General features: G+C 35.0%; 11 protein-coding genes and 1 tRNA gene. 6 read left to right on the top strand and 6 right to left on the bottom strand.

The window, feature by feature from the left end:
• The first annotated feature begins 182 nt into the window (after positions 1-182).
• From dnaE to O6P34_RS06120, 4 genes are all read left to right on the top strand, one after another.
• Positions 183-4,727 (top strand): DNA polymerase III subunit alpha, encoded by a 4,545-nt coding sequence (dnaE, locus tag O6P34_RS06105; RefSeq protein WP_269686440.1) that lies wholly within the window; start codon positions 183-185, stop codon positions 4,725-4,727.
• 231 nt (positions 4,728-4,958) lie between these two features.
• On the top strand, positions 4,959-5,276 hold the full coding sequence (gene trxA / locus O6P34_RS06110) for a thioredoxin (protein WP_269686441.1): 318 nt from the start codon (positions 4,959-4,961) through the stop codon (positions 5,274-5,276).
• Positions 5,277-5,428: 152 nt separating this feature from the next.
• Entirely contained in the window at positions 5,429-6,367 is a 939-nt protein-coding gene (locus O6P34_RS06115; RefSeq protein ID WP_269686442.1) for a DUF58 domain-containing protein, read from the top strand.
• 86 nt (positions 6,368-6,453) lie between these two features.
• Positions 6,454-6,527: transfer RNA gene (locus tag O6P34_RS06120), tRNA-Asp, on the top strand.
• Positions 6,528-7,057: 530 nt separating this feature from the next.
• Here the strand turns inward: O6P34_RS06120 and O6P34_RS06125 are convergent.
• The 5 genes from O6P34_RS06125 to O6P34_RS06145 form a co-directional block, all read right to left on the bottom strand.
• Positions 7,058-7,894, bottom strand: a complete 837-nt coding sequence (locus O6P34_RS06125; RefSeq protein WP_269686443.1) for a phage tail-like protein — start codon at positions 7,892-7,894, stop codon at positions 7,058-7,060.
• A gap of 41 nt (positions 7,895-7,935) precedes the next feature.
• Complete coding sequence (locus tag O6P34_RS06130) at positions 7,936-8,826, bottom strand: phage tail-like protein (RefSeq protein ID WP_269686444.1); 891 nt, start codon at positions 8,824-8,826, stop codon at positions 7,936-7,938.
• A 24-nt stretch (positions 8,827-8,850) separates the two neighbouring features.
• Complete coding sequence (locus O6P34_RS06135) at positions 8,851-9,057, bottom strand: hypothetical protein (protein ID WP_269686445.1); 207 nt, start codon at positions 9,055-9,057, stop codon at positions 8,851-8,853.
• A gap of 2 nt (positions 9,058-9,059) precedes the next feature.
• A complete protein-coding gene (locus O6P34_RS06140) occupies positions 9,060-11,003 on the bottom strand; it encodes a T9SS type A sorting domain-containing protein (protein WP_269686446.1) in 1,944 nt (647 codons plus the stop codon).
• A 525-nt stretch (positions 11,004-11,528) separates the two neighbouring features.
• Positions 11,529-13,142, bottom strand: coding sequence for a helix-turn-helix domain-containing protein (locus tag O6P34_RS06145; RefSeq protein ID WP_269686447.1), 1,614 nt, complete (start codon positions 13,140-13,142; stop codon positions 11,529-11,531).
• A 489-nt stretch (positions 13,143-13,631) separates the two neighbouring features.
• Here O6P34_RS06145 and O6P34_RS06150 point away from each other — a divergent pair, with 489 nt between their 5' ends.
• The gene (locus tag O6P34_RS06150) at positions 13,632-14,399 is read left to right on the top strand and encodes a carbonic anhydrase family protein (RefSeq protein ID WP_269686448.1); all 768 of its coding nucleotides are present in this window, start codon (positions 13,632-13,634) and stop codon (positions 14,397-14,399) included.
• A 95-nt stretch (positions 14,400-14,494) separates the two neighbouring features.
• Here the strand turns inward: O6P34_RS06150 and O6P34_RS06155 are convergent, their stop codons facing one another.
• The gene (locus tag O6P34_RS06155; protein WP_269686449.1) at positions 14,495-14,995 is read right to left on the bottom strand and encodes a DUF456 domain-containing protein; all 501 of its coding nucleotides are present in this window, start codon (positions 14,993-14,995) and stop codon (positions 14,495-14,497) included.
• A 203-nt stretch (positions 14,996-15,198) separates the two neighbouring features.
• On the opposite strand from O6P34_RS06155, the gene O6P34_RS06160 reads away from it, so the two are divergent.
• Positions 15,199-15,675, top strand: a complete 477-nt coding sequence (locus tag O6P34_RS06160) for a hypothetical protein (RefSeq protein WP_269686450.1) — start codon at positions 15,199-15,201, stop codon at positions 15,673-15,675.
• Positions 15,676-15,772 lie beyond the last annotated feature (97 nt).

Consider the following 15,772-nt stretch of genomic DNA (forward strand, 5'->3'; position numbering starts at 1 on the left):
TTATTTTTTGTTTTTGTAGAGCTTGCTAATTGTTAATAACTTACTATTTTCAATCCCTGTAAAAAAACTAAATTTGACCATCTTCCATTTTGTGCTTGTATACTTTTTATAGTCCATAAAATCAATATTTAAGGTAATACAAAACTAGTGGTTAGGACTTTAATTTTTTGCTTTTAGAAACTATGTACTTAATATTCGATACCGAAACCACAGGATTACCAAAGCGTTGGGATGCGCCTATAACCGATACAAACAACTGGCCGCGTTGTATTCAAATCGCCTGGCAGTTGCACGATGATATGGGAAAACTCATCGAGCATCAGGATTATTTAGTCAAACCCGAAGGATTTAATATTCCGTATGATGCCGAGCGAATTCACGGTATTTCGACTGAATTGGCGGAAGCCGAAGGGATTTCTTTAGCCGAAGTTTTAGAGAAATTTAATGTGGCACTAGGCAAAGCCAAATTTATTGTGGGTCAGAATTTAGGTTTTGACGTCAATATTATGGGTTGTGAATTTCACCGTTTGGGTGTTGCTTCTCCCATGGCTTCGATACCGGTTTTAGATACTTGTACCGAAGTTACGGCTTCGTTATTGAAACTTCCCGGTGGTCGAGGCGGACGATTTAAGTTGCCCACTTTAACGGAATTACATAGTTATCTTTTTAATAAACCTTTTGCGGAAGCACACAACGCCACTGCCGATGTCGAGGCTACTACACGTTGTTTCTTGGAGTTAATTCGTCGTGATGTTTTTACAAAAGAAGAACTCGATGTTCCGGCCAGTTATTTTCAGGATTTTCAAAATAAGAATCCAAGAGAAATTCAACTTATTGGATTAAAACATATTAATCTCAAAGAAGCTTCGGATAGTATTCGTCAGCAATTTGGCGAAAAACAAGCTGCTTTTGTTTCAAAAGAAGCACTTTCGGAGAATAAAAAAGTGCTGATTGATGCTGATTTTGTGCATTTGCATAATCATACACAGTTTTCGGTTTTGCAATCGACCATCAGTATTGCCGCTTTGGTGAAAGCAGCAGCGCAACAAAAAATGCCTGCCGTGGCCATGACCGATCATGCCAATTTGATGGGGGCTTTTCATTTTGTCCGCGATATTTTATACCATAATAAAGCGGCTGACGCCAAAAATAAAGCCGCTATTGCAAATGGAGAAGAACCTACAGAAGTTCCGATGAAACCCATTGTAGGTTGTGAATTTTTTGTTTGCGAAGACCACAAAGACAGATCCCGAAAAGACAATGGATACCAAATCGTTCTTTTGGCGAAGACCAAAAAAGGCTATCATAATTTAGCCAAAATGTCTTCGATTGCTTATACCGAAGGATTTTATTATGTGCCCAGAATCGACCGAAAAGTGATTCAGGAATACAAAGAAGACATCATTGTTTTGTCCGGAAATCTCTATGGGGAAATTCCAAATAAAGTATTGAATTTAGGAGAGAATCAAGCAGAAGAAGCATTGATTTGGTGGAAAAATGAATTCAAAGATGATTTTTATATGGAGCTGATGCGCCACAATCAAGAAGATGAAAATCGGGTGAATACCTCGTTGATTGCATTGGCCAGAAAGCATGATGTCAAAATTATTGCGACAAATAATACCTTTTATATTGATAAAATCAATTCGAATGCACATGATATTTTGCTCTGTGTGCGCGATGGCGAAAAGCAGACAACGCCAATAGGACGTGGTCGTGGCTATCGTTTTGGATTGCCTAATCAGGAATATTACTTCAAGTCGGGAGACGAAATGAAGCAGCTTTTTGCGGATTTACCGGAAGCCATTTCGAACATTTCGGAGATTGTCGATAAAATAGAAATTTTCGATTTGGCGCGAGAAGTATTGCTGCCTAAATTTGAGATTCCAGTCGAATTTAATGATCCGGAAGATGAAAAAGACGGTGGAGTACGCGGAGAAAATGCCTATTTGAGACATCTTACTTTTGAAGGCGCCAATCGCAGGTACAAGGAAATTACGCCTGAAATTCAGGAACGATTGGATTTTGAATTATTGACTATTTCAAATTCAGGATATCCGGGTTATTTTTTGATTGTACAGGATTTAATTGCCGAAGCCAGAAGCATGGGCGTTTCGGTTGGTCCCGGTCGGGGTTCTGCAGCCGGTTCCGTGGTGGCGTATTGTTTGAAAATTACCAATATTGACCCGTTAATGTATAACCTGCTTTTTGAGCGTTTCCTGAATCCGGATCGTGTGTCACTACCCGATATTGATATCGATTTTGATGATGAAGGACGCAGTAGCGTTATGGATTATGTAATCCGAAAATATGGCTCAAAACAAGTGGCGCAAATTATCACTTATGGTAAAATGGCTACGAAATCAGCCATTCGTGATACGGCTCGTGTACTGGATTTACCGTTGTTTGAAGCGGATAAAATTGCCAAATTAATTCCCGGAATGATGCCGTCTAAATGGAATTTAGCGCGTTTTTTGAGTGAAAAAGAGGATATAATTAAAAAAGCAGTTCGCCCTGAGGAATACGATAAAATCAAAGAATTAATTGGGCTGGCCAATGAAGATGATTTAGGAGGAGAAACCATTCAGCAGGCCAAAGTTTTAGAAGGAAATCTAAGAAACACGGGTATTCACGCTTGTGGTGTCATTATTACGCCAAGTGATATTACAAATTTTGTTCCTGTGGCTACAGCCAAAGATTCGGATTTGTTTGTCACGCAGTTTGATAACTCGGTGGTTGAAAGTGCCGGTTTGTTAAAGATGGATTTCTTGGGTTTGAAAACCCTGACTTTGATAAAAGATACCGTTAAATTAGTAAAATATAGAAGCAATATTGATCTCGATCCAGACTCATTTCCTATTGATGATTTAAAAACCTATGAACTTTTTCAGCGCGGAGAAACAGTAGGGATTTTTCAATATGAGAGTGCGGGAATGCAGAAATACATGAAGGAATTGAAACCTACGGTTTTTCCTGATTTGATTGCCATGAACGCCTTATATCGTCCCGGTCCGATTGCTTATATTCCCAGTTTTATTAAACGAAAAAATGGGGAAGAGCCTATCGAATATGATTTGGATGATTGCGAAGAATTATTAAAAGATACTTACGGAATTACCGTTTACCAAGAACAAGTAATGCTTTTGTCTCAAAAATTGGCGGATTTCTCCAAAGGTGATGCCGACGTTTTGCGTAAAGCGATGGGAAAAAAGATGATTGATGTCTTGGCCAAAATGGAGCCTAAATTCATTTCGCAAGCCATGGCGAAAGGACATGCCAAAGAGAAGTTGGAGAAAATTTGGAATGACTGGAAAGCCTTTGCGGAATATGCGTTTAATAAATCGCACTCGACTTGTTATGCTTGGATTGCTTACCAAACAGCGTATTTGAAAGCCAATTATCCTGCCGAATATATGGCGGCAGTTTTGTCTAATAATATGAGTGATATCAAACAAGTTTCGTTCTTTATGGAAGAATGTAAACGCATGGGGTTGCAGGTTTTGGGTCCGGATGTAAATGAGTCCTTTTATAAATTTACGGTAAATGATGATTATGCAGTACGTTTTGGAATGGGGGCTATAAAAGGAGTGGGTTCCGGAGCGGTGGCAACTATTGTTGAAAAAAGAAAAGACGGAAAGTATAAATCGATTTTTGATTTGACCAAACGTATTGATTTGCGTGCGGCGAATAAAAAAGCGCTGGAAAATCTCGCTTTGGCTGGAGGATTTGATTCGTTTACCGGAACAACCAGAGCGCAATATTTTCATGATGATGGCGATGGAATTACATTTTATGAAAAAGCGATTCGGTATGGTTCTAAATTTCAGGAGAATGAAAATTCGTCTCAAGTCAGTTTATTTGGCGAAAGCAGCGATGTTCAAATAGCAGAGCCTGTTGTGCCGCCTTGCGAGGATTGGAGCACAATGGAAAAATTGGCCAAAGAAAAAGAGGTTGTCGGGATTTATATTTCGGGACATCCGCTGGATGATTTTAGATTTGAAATGAAATATTTTTGCAACGCCAAATTAGAAGCATTGAAAAACATGGAGCTTCATGTGGGTAAAACCCTCAGTTTTGGTGGAATTATAAACAATGTGCAACACCGAGTAGCCAAAAACGGAAAAGGTTGGGGCATGTTCACCCTTGAAGGATATGATGAAAGTTATGAGTTTCGAATTTTTGGGGAAGAGTATTTGAAATTTCGTCATTTCCTGATTCAAAATAATTTTACGTTCCTGAAAGTGATTGTGAAAGAAGGCTGGGCAGATAGAGATACTGGTAAAAAAGGAGAGCCAAGATTGCAGTTTTCTGAGCTCAAACAGTTGCAGGATGTACTGACTACATTTGCTAAAAAATTAATTTTGCTGTTGAATATTAAGGATTTAGAAGCTGAATTTATTCATAAACTAAGCCATCTTTTTCAAGAAAATAAAGGCGATAATACAGTGGCTTTTGAAATTATGGAAATTGAAAAAAGCAAACGTCTTATAGAAGTTGCGCCAGTTGTCCTGGAAAATGAAGAGGAAGCTTTTGTGGATGAAAGTGATGATGCCGAAAATGGACTTTTAGAAATTCCGGAGATAAGTGCTGCTGCAAAAGTGGAAGAAGTAGAGGAAATTACGGTGGTTACAAAATTGAGTATGCCAAGTCGAAAATTGAAAGTTAAAATCTCAAGTGAGTTGTTGGTGGAACTGGAGAAAATGCAAATTAATTTTAAGTTGAATTAGAACTGGGATTCCCTAGCCCTGATGGAAACGGCATCCTTTCCTGGCCTTCTTTAGGCAAGGAAAGATAGAGTGTACAGCAGGAATAGCTCCTGAAATTCAGCAGTATGTCGCTGAATAACAATTGACAATGCACTTATAATCAAAACTAATTTGTGAATAGTGTTTGATTCCTTTTTAATTTCTAAATTTGTACTCAGATTTAAAATCGTAAACATTTAAATATAAAAATATATGGCATTAGCAATAACAGATGCTACTTTTGAAGAAGTAGTTTTGAAATCGGACAAACCGGTAATGGTAGATTTTTGGGCAGCATGGTGTGGACCTTGTAGAATGGTTGGACCAATCATTGACGAAATCAGCAACGAATATGAAGGAAAAGTAGTTGTTGGAAAAGTTGATGTAGATGCAAACCAAGAATTTGCTGCAAAATATGGTGTGAGAAATATTCCAACAGTATTGGTTTTTCATAACGGAGAAGTAGTAGGAAAACAAGTAGGAGTTGCTCCGAAACAGACTTATGCGGATAGTTTAGACGCTTTGTTGTAATCCGTAGATTATGATTTATATAAAAGGTTTGGCGAAAGTCAAGCCTTTTTTTGTTGTATTTTAAAGCCATTAAGAAGTTACGATTAGTAACGGATGGAGTGATATTAATTTTATACGCCTTTAATTTTATAATCTTTTAATATATTTGGTAGATGAAGATTGAATCGCAAATAGAGAAAATTTCTAGTTTCCAGCATTTAGAATTACTGGCTAATCAAGTGGTGGAAGGCTTTATCTCGGGTATGCATAAAAGTCCGTTTCATGGATTTTCGGCTGAATTTTCGGAACATAAAGTGTATAATGTTGGCGAAAGCACCAAACACATCGATTGGAAGTTATTTGCTAAAACGGATCGATTGTATACCAAGCGTTTTGAAGAGGAAACGAATTTGCGTTGCCATATTATTATTGATAATTCTTCGTCGATGCATTATCCTGAGTTGAAAACCAATCAATCTTTTTATGAGAATAAAATTGGATTTTCGGTTTTGGCCTCTGCGGTTTTAATGAATCTGTTGAAGAAACAACGCGATGCGGTAGGGCTAAGTGTGTTTTCGGATACTTATGAGTACTACGCGCCCGAAAAAGGCAGTGATCGCCATCACAGAATGATTTTAAACGCGCTCGAAGGGTTGTTGGAAAAACAGCCGGTTAGGAAAAGTACGGATACCATTACGTTTTTACATCAGATAGCCGAGAAAATGCATCGTCGTTCGATGATTATTCTTTTTACGGATATGTTTCAATCCGGTTCTGATGATTCGGGTGAAGAAGCGCTGTTTAATGCATTGCAACATTTGAAATATAATAAGCATAAAGTGGTTTTATTTCATGTTGTTGACAATAAAACAGAGTTGAATTTTGATTTTGATACTGCGCCAAGGAAGTTTATTGACGTGGAAACGGGCGAAGAAGTAGCGATTTTTGCAGACAATGTAAAGCAGGAATACGAAAAACAGGTAGAAAGTTACTTTAAGAAATTGGCTTTGACCTGTGCTCAAAACCGAATAAAGTACATTCCGGTAAGTGTTGGTGAAAATTTTGAAAAAATCATGACTGCCTATTTGATTGAAAAACAAAACTTTGGGTAAAAAGGTAAAATTTTATTGAATATTTTTCATAAAAACACTTGCGTAAACAGAAATCTATTGTATCTTTGCCACCGCAATAAAGCAGAGGTTTGGTAGTTCAGTTGGTTAGAATACATGCCTGTCACGCATGGGGTCGCGGGTTCGAGTCCCGTCCAGACCGCTAATATTGGGAGAAGCCTTTCGTAACAGAAAGGCTTTTTTTGCCCATAAAAGTATCTAAAGCTAGTTGTGTTGTTTGGTCGGCCTTGTAAGCTGACCGGGTTTAGTAGTTAGACCAATGAAAAGCTTTCCAATGCTTCTGAATTTATTCGGAATCTACGGATGGCTTTTTTGATTTTAGGGCTGTTTCTAAACAGTCATATTTTCTCCATCTTAAGAGGAAAAAGGCACACAATTAGGTGTGTCACTTTTTTTAAATTCAAAAACTTTAGAATAATAAACAAATTATGGTTTCAACATTGTTTTTGTTGTTGAATCTAGAAGGAGAAACAGTTGACGGAAAGAATTAGCTTTTACAGGTCTGTTTTGTGCGTTTTAAACGGTTATAAACCTTTAGTCGGACCAAATTTACTTGATTGTTTTGTAGTATTGTTATAATAAAAAAACGACTAAATTTCTTTAGTCGTTTTTTTATTATAACATTATGCTTTGTTAATCCTTAGCAATAGTAGTATTTAGTTTGTGTTGAATCTATTTGATTTCAACGGCATAAAATCTATTTCCTTTCCAGGAAGTTCCTCCTAAATTTTTATACATTGGTTCTTGTCCATTTATATTTTCTAAATCAGTGTCGGCACCTTCGTGAAAAAACAAATAATATGTTTTGTTTTCAGCAGTTGTATTATGAATAAAAAAGGAACCTTTATGTACGGTACCTATTCCGCCAACACCTGCTGTTTGTGTGAATAAACCACCTCCAGGAAATAGCACATCTGCAGTTATATCAATAGGTGTTACTGGATACGAGTAAGTCACAGGTGTTCCGCCCATATTATCTGATAGCCAATAAGCGGTTTCCACTCCTAAAACTTGATAACCAGAATTAAATTGAGCTATATTAAAATATAAATTGAGATTCACTTCCCATTTTCCTGGAGGTAATGTTATGGATGCTCCAAAATTTTTACTTGATCCAGAAAATGGTGCAATAGCTTCTTCTCCACCGTAAATTGGGCCACCTAAATTTCCTTCTACTATTGTAGTGGTTGGAGTTGTAGCAGTAGTGCTTTGTTGATTGGCTACTCTTTGCCAAGCAGTACCATTATTGTAATAAACACCTGGAGTTACAGCTGTGTCACCAGACCCTGCGGTTGCGGTGTTGTAAACCATTAATCCAGTTGCTGGATTACTAATGGTATTGTCAGCATTATTAGTGCTATTTAGCGCAACTCTGGGTTGCAGGAATCCTTTGTCTGTAGCGCTTACTTCTAATTTTGCCGAAGCATCAGGAGTTGTTGTTCCTATGCCTACTTGGGCAAAAAATAAGGTAGGGAATAATAATGCTATTAATAATAATTTATTTTTCATGAGTATTTGTGTTTATTTGAATTTGTTTGTTGATTTTGAGGTTAATTCATAGGATAAGCTACTATTGAGTTTTCGCCCCATACATTTCTTGCTAAACTTTGAAATGTAGCGGTTTCGTAATCACAATTAAATAGCCAGTAGTAATAAGTCACATCACCTCCGCTAGTGTTATTGATAATGATTGTTCCAGTTAGCATAGTATATTTATTATTATCTCTAATTAATCCACTTACTAATGATTGACCTACTATAGCACTACCGCTAGCCATTTGATTAGCCGAACTACTAGTAGAAAAACCGGTACGCATCCAAATTACATCATCATTTGCAATATCAGTTTGTGTATTAGCTAACATGGTGACTTGTACGGACCATTTTCCGTTGGGTAAGGTAATGTAGGCACCAGTCCAGCTATTTTGAGATGAGGTAGAAGAGCCAACACCCATAACCCCCATTACAGCTGGTGTTACTGCTACATTGGTTGTCCAAGTTGCCTTTCCGTCAGCATCAGAGCTTAACACTTTGTTTGCTCCTTGCGATCCATCCACTAATCTAAAACCAGTACCAGGAGAACTTGCACGAATATCCAATTTTGTTGTTGGTGTCGTAGTACCAATTCCTAAATTTCCATCAGCTTGTTGGTTAATGATGCGTTGCCATTGGCTACCCCCATAATAATAAAATCCTGGCGTTACATCGTTCGGTGCAGTACCTGCTGTGGCGGTATTATATATAAATAATCCTATTGCTGGTGTAGTAATAGTAGCTGCGTCTGAAGTGCTGGTAAGTGCCACACGGGGAGGCAAAAAACCTTTGTCAGTAGCATTTATTTCTAATTTTGCAGAAGCATTAGGTGTAGTGGTTCCTATTCCTACTTGAGCGAAAAACAGGGTTGGGAATAGTAATATCGGTAGCAATAATTTAATTTTCATAAGTATTGATTTTAATATTCAAATTTATTTTGCTGCGATTGTTTTTTTATTCAACATAACGTATCCAAATCCAATAACTAACAGGATCATATAGGGTATCCAATTGTCGATTGGGGCTGTAGGTACATCTTCTACGTCATCACTAAAATCTGTTGCTTCTTGTGCCAAAAGGGTTAATGAATTCAAACAGAATATAAATAGTAGAACACCGGTTAGTTTACACTTTTTCATAATTATTCTTTTATCCATTTTTTAATGATTTTTGAGTTGTCTTTAGTAATAACAACCTGATATAGTCCTGCAGGAAGAGATGTTGCCGTCTCACAATTTATTGTATTGGAGTTTGTTTCATTTAATTTTACAGCAATCTCTTGACCAAGCATGTTGTAAATTTTTATGCTTACATTATCTGCTTCTAATGGCAATTCTAGATTAAATCCATTATTTGTAGAAGGATTTGGATATAACGAAACCGATTCAGTAGTAAAATCAGCAATGCTCAAAGAAGAACCTGTTTTGTACACTACTTCAAAACGATTATTTGCTGATGAAAACGAATTGTTCTGATCAACCGAAAAAGGGTAATTGATTGTCGAATTTACTTCGGTATACGTTTGTGAAAATTTATCGTGAATGTAAGGGATTAGTCCATTGTAGTTGTCCAGCTTTGCAACCAAAGTGTAATTGGCATAGCGATATTGGTCAATAATTATTGGGAATACAGTACTTTCTTGAGGATATTGAAAACTTCCGATGCTCAGTTTTGTATTGTCTATCAAAACGGACATGGTTTCATCAAGATTTGACATTTTGTTGGCATCATTTGGATCAACGCTGTTTGAATAGTTGTCGTTAAATAATAAAAGGGCGCCGTCAGTAGGCGTTTGCAACTTATCGAAAGCCTCTTTTTCAAACAAAGTCAATCGTAATGAAGTGGTGGTGGTATTGATTTTAGCACCTTGAGTTTTATATATATTCTCATTTGTGGCTGCTACATATTTATCATTTTCATTAAATGTAATACTTGCTGATCCATTATCTAATGTTTTTACAAAACACGCCTGCATAGGTTGTAAATATTGATTTACTGCTGAACCTTCTACATTATTGGTATTTCCTGCAAAAGTGTAGGTAACATAAGCTCCTCTTCCGTTAGCACCTCCTACTTTCGGATCCCAAACGTAATAGAAATTAGAATTCAAATTAGAACTATTAGCCAATACTCCACTCATATCAACAGCAGATTGATAAGGGTTTCCAATGAAATTGTAGCCATTGGCACTAAAACTTAAATTAGTGTTTGTGTACGTTCCAATTTTTAAAGTTCCGCTAGTTCTTAAAGTGGTAATTGTAGGCACGGGTGTATTGGTAGACATGTCAATAGAACGATCTCCTCTTACCATTAATCGAAATGGAGCTCCTGCAGTTAGCGCGTTTGTAGCGGTAGTGTTCGAAATAGCGGACCAAGTTTGCGCTGTATTACCAAAAACAAATAACGAAGCAGCGCCAGATAACGTGGCATCAAATCCATTTGCTCCAGTAGTTGATCCCGCAATGTGCGTTCCGTAACCTGCTGCAGTATTAGAATTGTTTGCGTAAGATGTCGACGTATTATTTTGATTTTCTTGCCAGTTGTACTTGATTGTAGTTGATGTCGTTACCGGAGAACTTAATAATCTATAAGCTCTTTTGGCGGGAATATACCTTTCAACAACAATATTATCTACGGTACCTCCTGTTGATTGTTCAACAATTGCAGTTTTATCAACAACACTTTTCATAACTAGTTTTTCACCTCCATCAATAGTGCCTTGAGTAGCTAGTAAACCGTCCGTAATGGTTAATTTTCCTGAATTTACTGTTGCTGTACCAGAAGATTTATCGAGTTCCAATCTTTTAGTGATGTCAGATACTCCAAAATCAAAAGTTTGAGTATTGTTCCCCGTAACATTTAGTGTTCCATTTGACAAGGTTAGTGTTCCATTATTATCAATGTCGCCAGCAACATATAATTTTCCTGTTCCTAGTGTAATGGTGCCATTGTTAACTATTCCGTCATTAGTATAAAGGAAGTCAGAGTCAGAAATATAGATTTCTTCTCCTGATTCTACTTTTAATTGCGAATAGCAATAAGTAGAAGAAATAAATACAAACAATAAGAGTAATTTAGTTTTCATGTTTACAAACCTTATATTTTAAAAGCCTGCAAATTTATTTCAAAAGAGTTGTTTGAAAGGGCAATAAAATCCGTAATCTGTCCAAAAAATATAAAAAAAGGACAATTTTAATGATGTCTTTCAAGTGTAAATAATGTTATATATTTTTCATTGAAAAGTAGTTTAAAACATTGATTTTTAATGTATAGTATGATAAAACATGCTGAATTATTATATTTTATACCATATAATAATACCAAAAAACATAAAATTTCTGTTTTTTTTGTCGAACTTGTAAGCTGACCGGGTTTAGTAGTTAGACCAATGAAAAGCTTTCCAATGCTTTTGAATTTATTCGGAATCTACGGATGGCTTTTTTGATTTTAGGGCAGTTTTTTTTAAGTCGTTTTGTCTCTTTTAATTTTAATAGGCGAGGCTACTTTTATGACGTATTCTTTTGTAAAAAAAAACATTAATATTAAAGATTTTAAATTAAATGCTTTATTTATAATTTATTACTAAGAATAAGAATGAAACAACGATGAATTACTCTTTAAGTTTAACTCTGTAGATGTAGGTCTCGCTAAACCCTGTAGCCTCCGAAATTTCCTTTACATTTTTCCCTTCTTTCCGCAACTTTACCACTAATTCTTTTCGAAGATCCGTTATTATATTTCCTGGTTTTTTTGGTTTCAATAGGTTGTATAATTGGATAGTATTAATCTTAAAGTGTTCGTTTATTGTTTTGATTCCAACGGTACTTATATTGTTTTCAATAAATTGAATAATATCGTTACGGCTTATTTTCTTTTGATATAAAACAGTAGACTCTTTTAGTTTAAGTTTTTTTCTGACTTTTATAAGTACAAAAATTAAAAGAAAAATAACGCACAGTAGGACTGCTGTAAGTATAGTCCAATGATTATTTTGATATGTGATTTGGGATTTTGATTTATTATTATCAATAAGTAGTTGTAGTTTGTTGAGGTCTATTTTGTACAAGCCATTAATACTGCCCGCGTAAAGTATATTCTTTTCTGTATATAGAGCTCTTTTATTAAATTCTACTCCATTTATAACAATTTGTATTTCCTTAGTTTCTAAGTTGTAGGTATATAGGCCAAAGTTTGTTGCTACAATAAGTTGTTTGTCATTTATAGAAAGTAAAGTGTGAGCGTCATTAAATTCAGCTATTTTTGAAAATCCCGTATCTGTTTCAGCATATAATTCATTGGTCGTGAGCAGGTAGTTTTTCCCATTTAAATAGATGGCGCTAAGTATTGTGGATGGCAATGAAAAATTTGTGCTTATTTTATTGCTGATAAGATCATAAATCATAAAGTTTTCTTCGCTACAGAACATTATTATATTTTCAAATTTGGATGTAAATAGAACAGGGTCCTGTCCTTTTTTTCGATAAATAAATTTGGCTTGCTTTCCATATTTATCTGTTTTATACATTCCATTATTGCAGAAATAGTAAATGAATTGATTTTTTGTATCATAGAAAATATCATCAACTTCACCCAAAGTTTGTCTGGCTACCATTTTTATTTTGGTAATGGAATTTTTCTCAGGTCTATCTGCAGAAATGAGCAATAACTGATTTGAGAAATAGATATAACCTGTATCTTCTATTTCACGAATGTGTCCTTCGGTAAAAGGAGGGAATTCTAACTTGGTCCCTTTACGATAAATACCGGAGTAGGTCCCTACATAATTCTTGCTGATTGTCCTAATGCTATGATTTCTATAGATTATGCTATAAGGTATGATGTCAAAAAGATAAAGCCTTCCTCCTGTTACTATGTAGAGTTTTTTTTCTGTTTTTGCGTAAAATTGCTCTTTTGGGTCATTAGGATAAGGTAACAAATGGTTGAATTTCCTGTTTTCATACTTTTTTATGCCTCCTCGTCTAACCTCTAACTCTCCTTTGTTATTCAAATCAACGTAACCCAATTCGTTTTGAACAGATTTTGCCATTTCACCCTCCCATTTTTGCACTCCTCCAGAACTTCCAGTATAAATGTTGCCATCTTTGTCTTGAATAATATTATAGTAAAAAGGATGAGATACCACTTTATTTAATATAGTATCATTTTGCGAGAAGCAAGAGCCAAATTGGATAAAAAATAAAAAAAGGATAAAATTTATACGCATTTTGACCAAAATTTATTTTATTTTAAAATTTATACAAACATAATTAATTATTGAAAGATAAAAAAATAGAAATATTACAAGCTGAAATATAGTTTTGCGGCATTAATTTTTTCTGGCTTTTTTTAGATATCAGGAAATACTTTATAAGACTATTTTTTAAAGCCTTTATTTCGATTAGGAATATTTTTAATGTTCCTTTTAAACTCATTTTGGCTATCCGTAGTGTACATTATAAAAAGGATTTAATGATTTTCCTTTTGCTCTTAAAGAATTTATAGTATATGGGCAGGTATTTGAAATTGTTTAGTATTTATTTTGGTGTCTTTACTTTACTGTGGTATAACAGCTAAAATAAATAGCGCCCGTATTGGACTTACTGTGGGTACTATAGAAATGCCTTTGGTGCGTCAGTAAATTACAAGTAATTGTTATAAATAGATCTATCCATTAAAAAAAAGTATTCAAAAATAACTTTATAAAAAAACAAAAATGAAATTAAAAAAAATTAGTTTATTAGTATTATTCGTTCTTACAATTATTTCTTGTGAAAAAGAGAAAAGCGTATCTGTTGATTTTCCAGAAGGAATTATTAGTTATAATTATGCGCTAGGAACAGAAAATATCCAAGGACAAACTCCAATTAATCTCGAAAATGCAATTACTGAAAAAATCAGTACAAAAGACCTTGAAATTCATTACAATTCTATAATATTAAGTAGTGTTCAGAATACGGTTGAAAATTTAAAAATAAATTTATCGGATGAAGACAAAGTCCTAAATTATATTACAATTAAAGGATTAAGATATGAATTACAACAATTCCATTTTCACCATCACAGTGAGCATACTGTAAATGGTCAATACAGTGAAATGGAAATTCATTTTGTTCACAAATCGTCAACTGGTGCATATGCTGTTTTAGGTGTTTTAGTAAAAGAGGGACAAACTATTAATAGCTCTTTAAAAACTTTAATAAGTGATTCTCCTGATGCAATTGGAATAAGTTCGTACAATACCAGTTTCGATTTAAATGCAATATTGCCTTTGCAAACAAATAAATATTTTACTTATAGTGGTTCTCTTACTACACCAAATATGGATACCACACCAAATCAAGGTCCATTGACTTGGATTGTTTTCAAAAACAATATCACTTTGACTGCAGCTCAAGTTGAAGAATATAAATTGAAATATGAAGAAGATAATTTCCGTGTAATTCAGCCATTAAATAACAGAACAGTTTATGAAAACAACTAAGTAATTCATAACTCTATAATTAAATAAGCCGTCTCAAAATTCAATTTTGAGACGTTTTTTTTTAAGATTAAATCGGTTTGGGGAAATAAAATTGTTTAAAACAATCCCGATTTGTTTTTCCAAACCAACCACACAAACAATCCTAAATACATCATACAAACCACAAACTTCATAAAACTCGAGGCTAAAAAACCAATAAACGATCCTGTTGCCGCTTTCAGCGCCCGATGATGATCTTTATAATCAAAAAGAAGTTCGCCTGCCAATGCACCGACAAACGGGCCAATAATAAATCCAAAAGGAATTGGAGCAAGAATTCCAACGATTAAACCAATATTAGTTCCCCAAATTCCATACGAACTCCCTCCAAATCGCTTAGTTCCTTTGGCCGGAATCACATAATCTAACACAGAAATAAGGATGGTAATCAATAACGTAATTCCAATAATCCAATAATTGGCAGGAACAGCAGTTGTAAAATAGAGTAGCAGTAAACCAATCCAACTCAGGCCTGGCCCAGGTAAAACAGGCATAAAACTCCCGAAAACCCCAACAATCATACAAACAAACCCAAGAATTAAAAGAACGATATCCATATATTTATTTTTAGTAATTTTGTGAATATAAAACAAAATTCATTCCATATTCAAAACAGGAAAAAACAATTGCATCAGTTGCTTTATATCCAAAACAAAAGAAATGGTTTTCAGAGTCCCGTGAAGATTATTTCCTTTCTAAAGCAACTCAAAAAAAATAATTGTATTTTTATAAAAAATTAGATTAAAACAACCACAGTACATTGAAGCATTATTCCTTTTTTTTAGTTTGTATCCTTTTTAATTCCTGTCAGTATTTCGACAAGCAGATTCCTTCGGAAAAGGAGTTGTTGCAAAAGGAATTAAAGGCCATCAATTGGAAAGAAGTCGACGAATACCCATCGCTACTCGATTGTGAAAAAATAGAAGATAAAAAACAACGCCAACAATGTTTTTTTGAGATTTTAACCCAGCTCATACAGGAGAAATTAAGCACCGACACGCTTTCGGTTCTTTATCCGGAATTAGACACCATCGAGGTCAGAGTCACTATTTTTCCTGATGCAACCATGCAATTCGAACCCCAATTTCCCAAAGATTCGGTCGCATATGACACCATAAAAATCGATAGTATTCTCAAAGCCCGTTTAGTTGATTTTCCAAAAGTGAATCCAGCCATTAAACGCGGAATTCCGGTAAAAACTCAATTTATACTTCCGGTCATTCTCAAAGTCGAATAATTTTTATCCTCAGCACAGTCTATGGAGGAGCTATTTCCAGCTATTCGTTGCAATCTTGTCTGCCGAAACCCGGCAAACAAGGATTTTCACTGCTATC

Origin of the sequence: Flavobacterium lacustre, from assembly GCF_027474525.2 — a bacterium.
GTDB classification, from domain to species: Bacteria; Bacteroidota; Bacteroidia; order Flavobacteriales; family Flavobacteriaceae; genus Flavobacterium; species Flavobacterium lacustre.

Coding starts and splice junctions, on each gene's coding strand:
- dnaE (WP_269686440.1), top strand. CDS start 183: ATGTACTTAATATTCGATACCGAAACCACAGGATTACCAAAGCGTTGG.
- trxA (WP_269686441.1), top strand. CDS start 4,959: ATGGCATTAGCAATAACAGATGCTACTTTTGAAGAAGTAGTTTTGAAA.
- O6P34_RS06115 (WP_269686442.1), top strand. CDS start 5,429: ATGAAGATTGAATCGCAAATAGAGAAAATTTCTAGTTTCCAGCATTTA.
- O6P34_RS06125 (WP_269686443.1), bottom strand. CDS start 7,894: ATGAAAAATAAATTATTATTAATAGCATTATTATTCCCTACCTTATTT.
- O6P34_RS06130 (WP_269686444.1), bottom strand. CDS start 8,826: ATGAAAATTAAATTATTGCTACCGATATTACTATTCCCAACCCTGTTT.
- O6P34_RS06135 (WP_269686445.1), bottom strand. CDS start 9,057: ATGAAAAAGTGTAAACTAACCGGTGTTCTACTATTTATATTCTGTTTG.
- O6P34_RS06140 (WP_269686446.1), bottom strand. CDS start 11,003: ATGAAAACTAAATTACTCTTATTGTTTGTATTTATTTCTTCTACTTAT.
- O6P34_RS06145 (WP_269686447.1), bottom strand. CDS start 13,142: ATGCGTATAAATTTTATCCTTTTTTTATTTTTTATCCAATTTGGCTCT.
- O6P34_RS06150 (WP_269686448.1), top strand. CDS start 13,632: ATGAAATTAAAAAAAATTAGTTTATTAGTATTATTCGTTCTTACAATT.
- O6P34_RS06155 (WP_269686449.1), bottom strand. CDS start 14,995: ATGGATATCGTTCTTTTAATTCTTGGGTTTGTTTGTATGATTGTTGGG.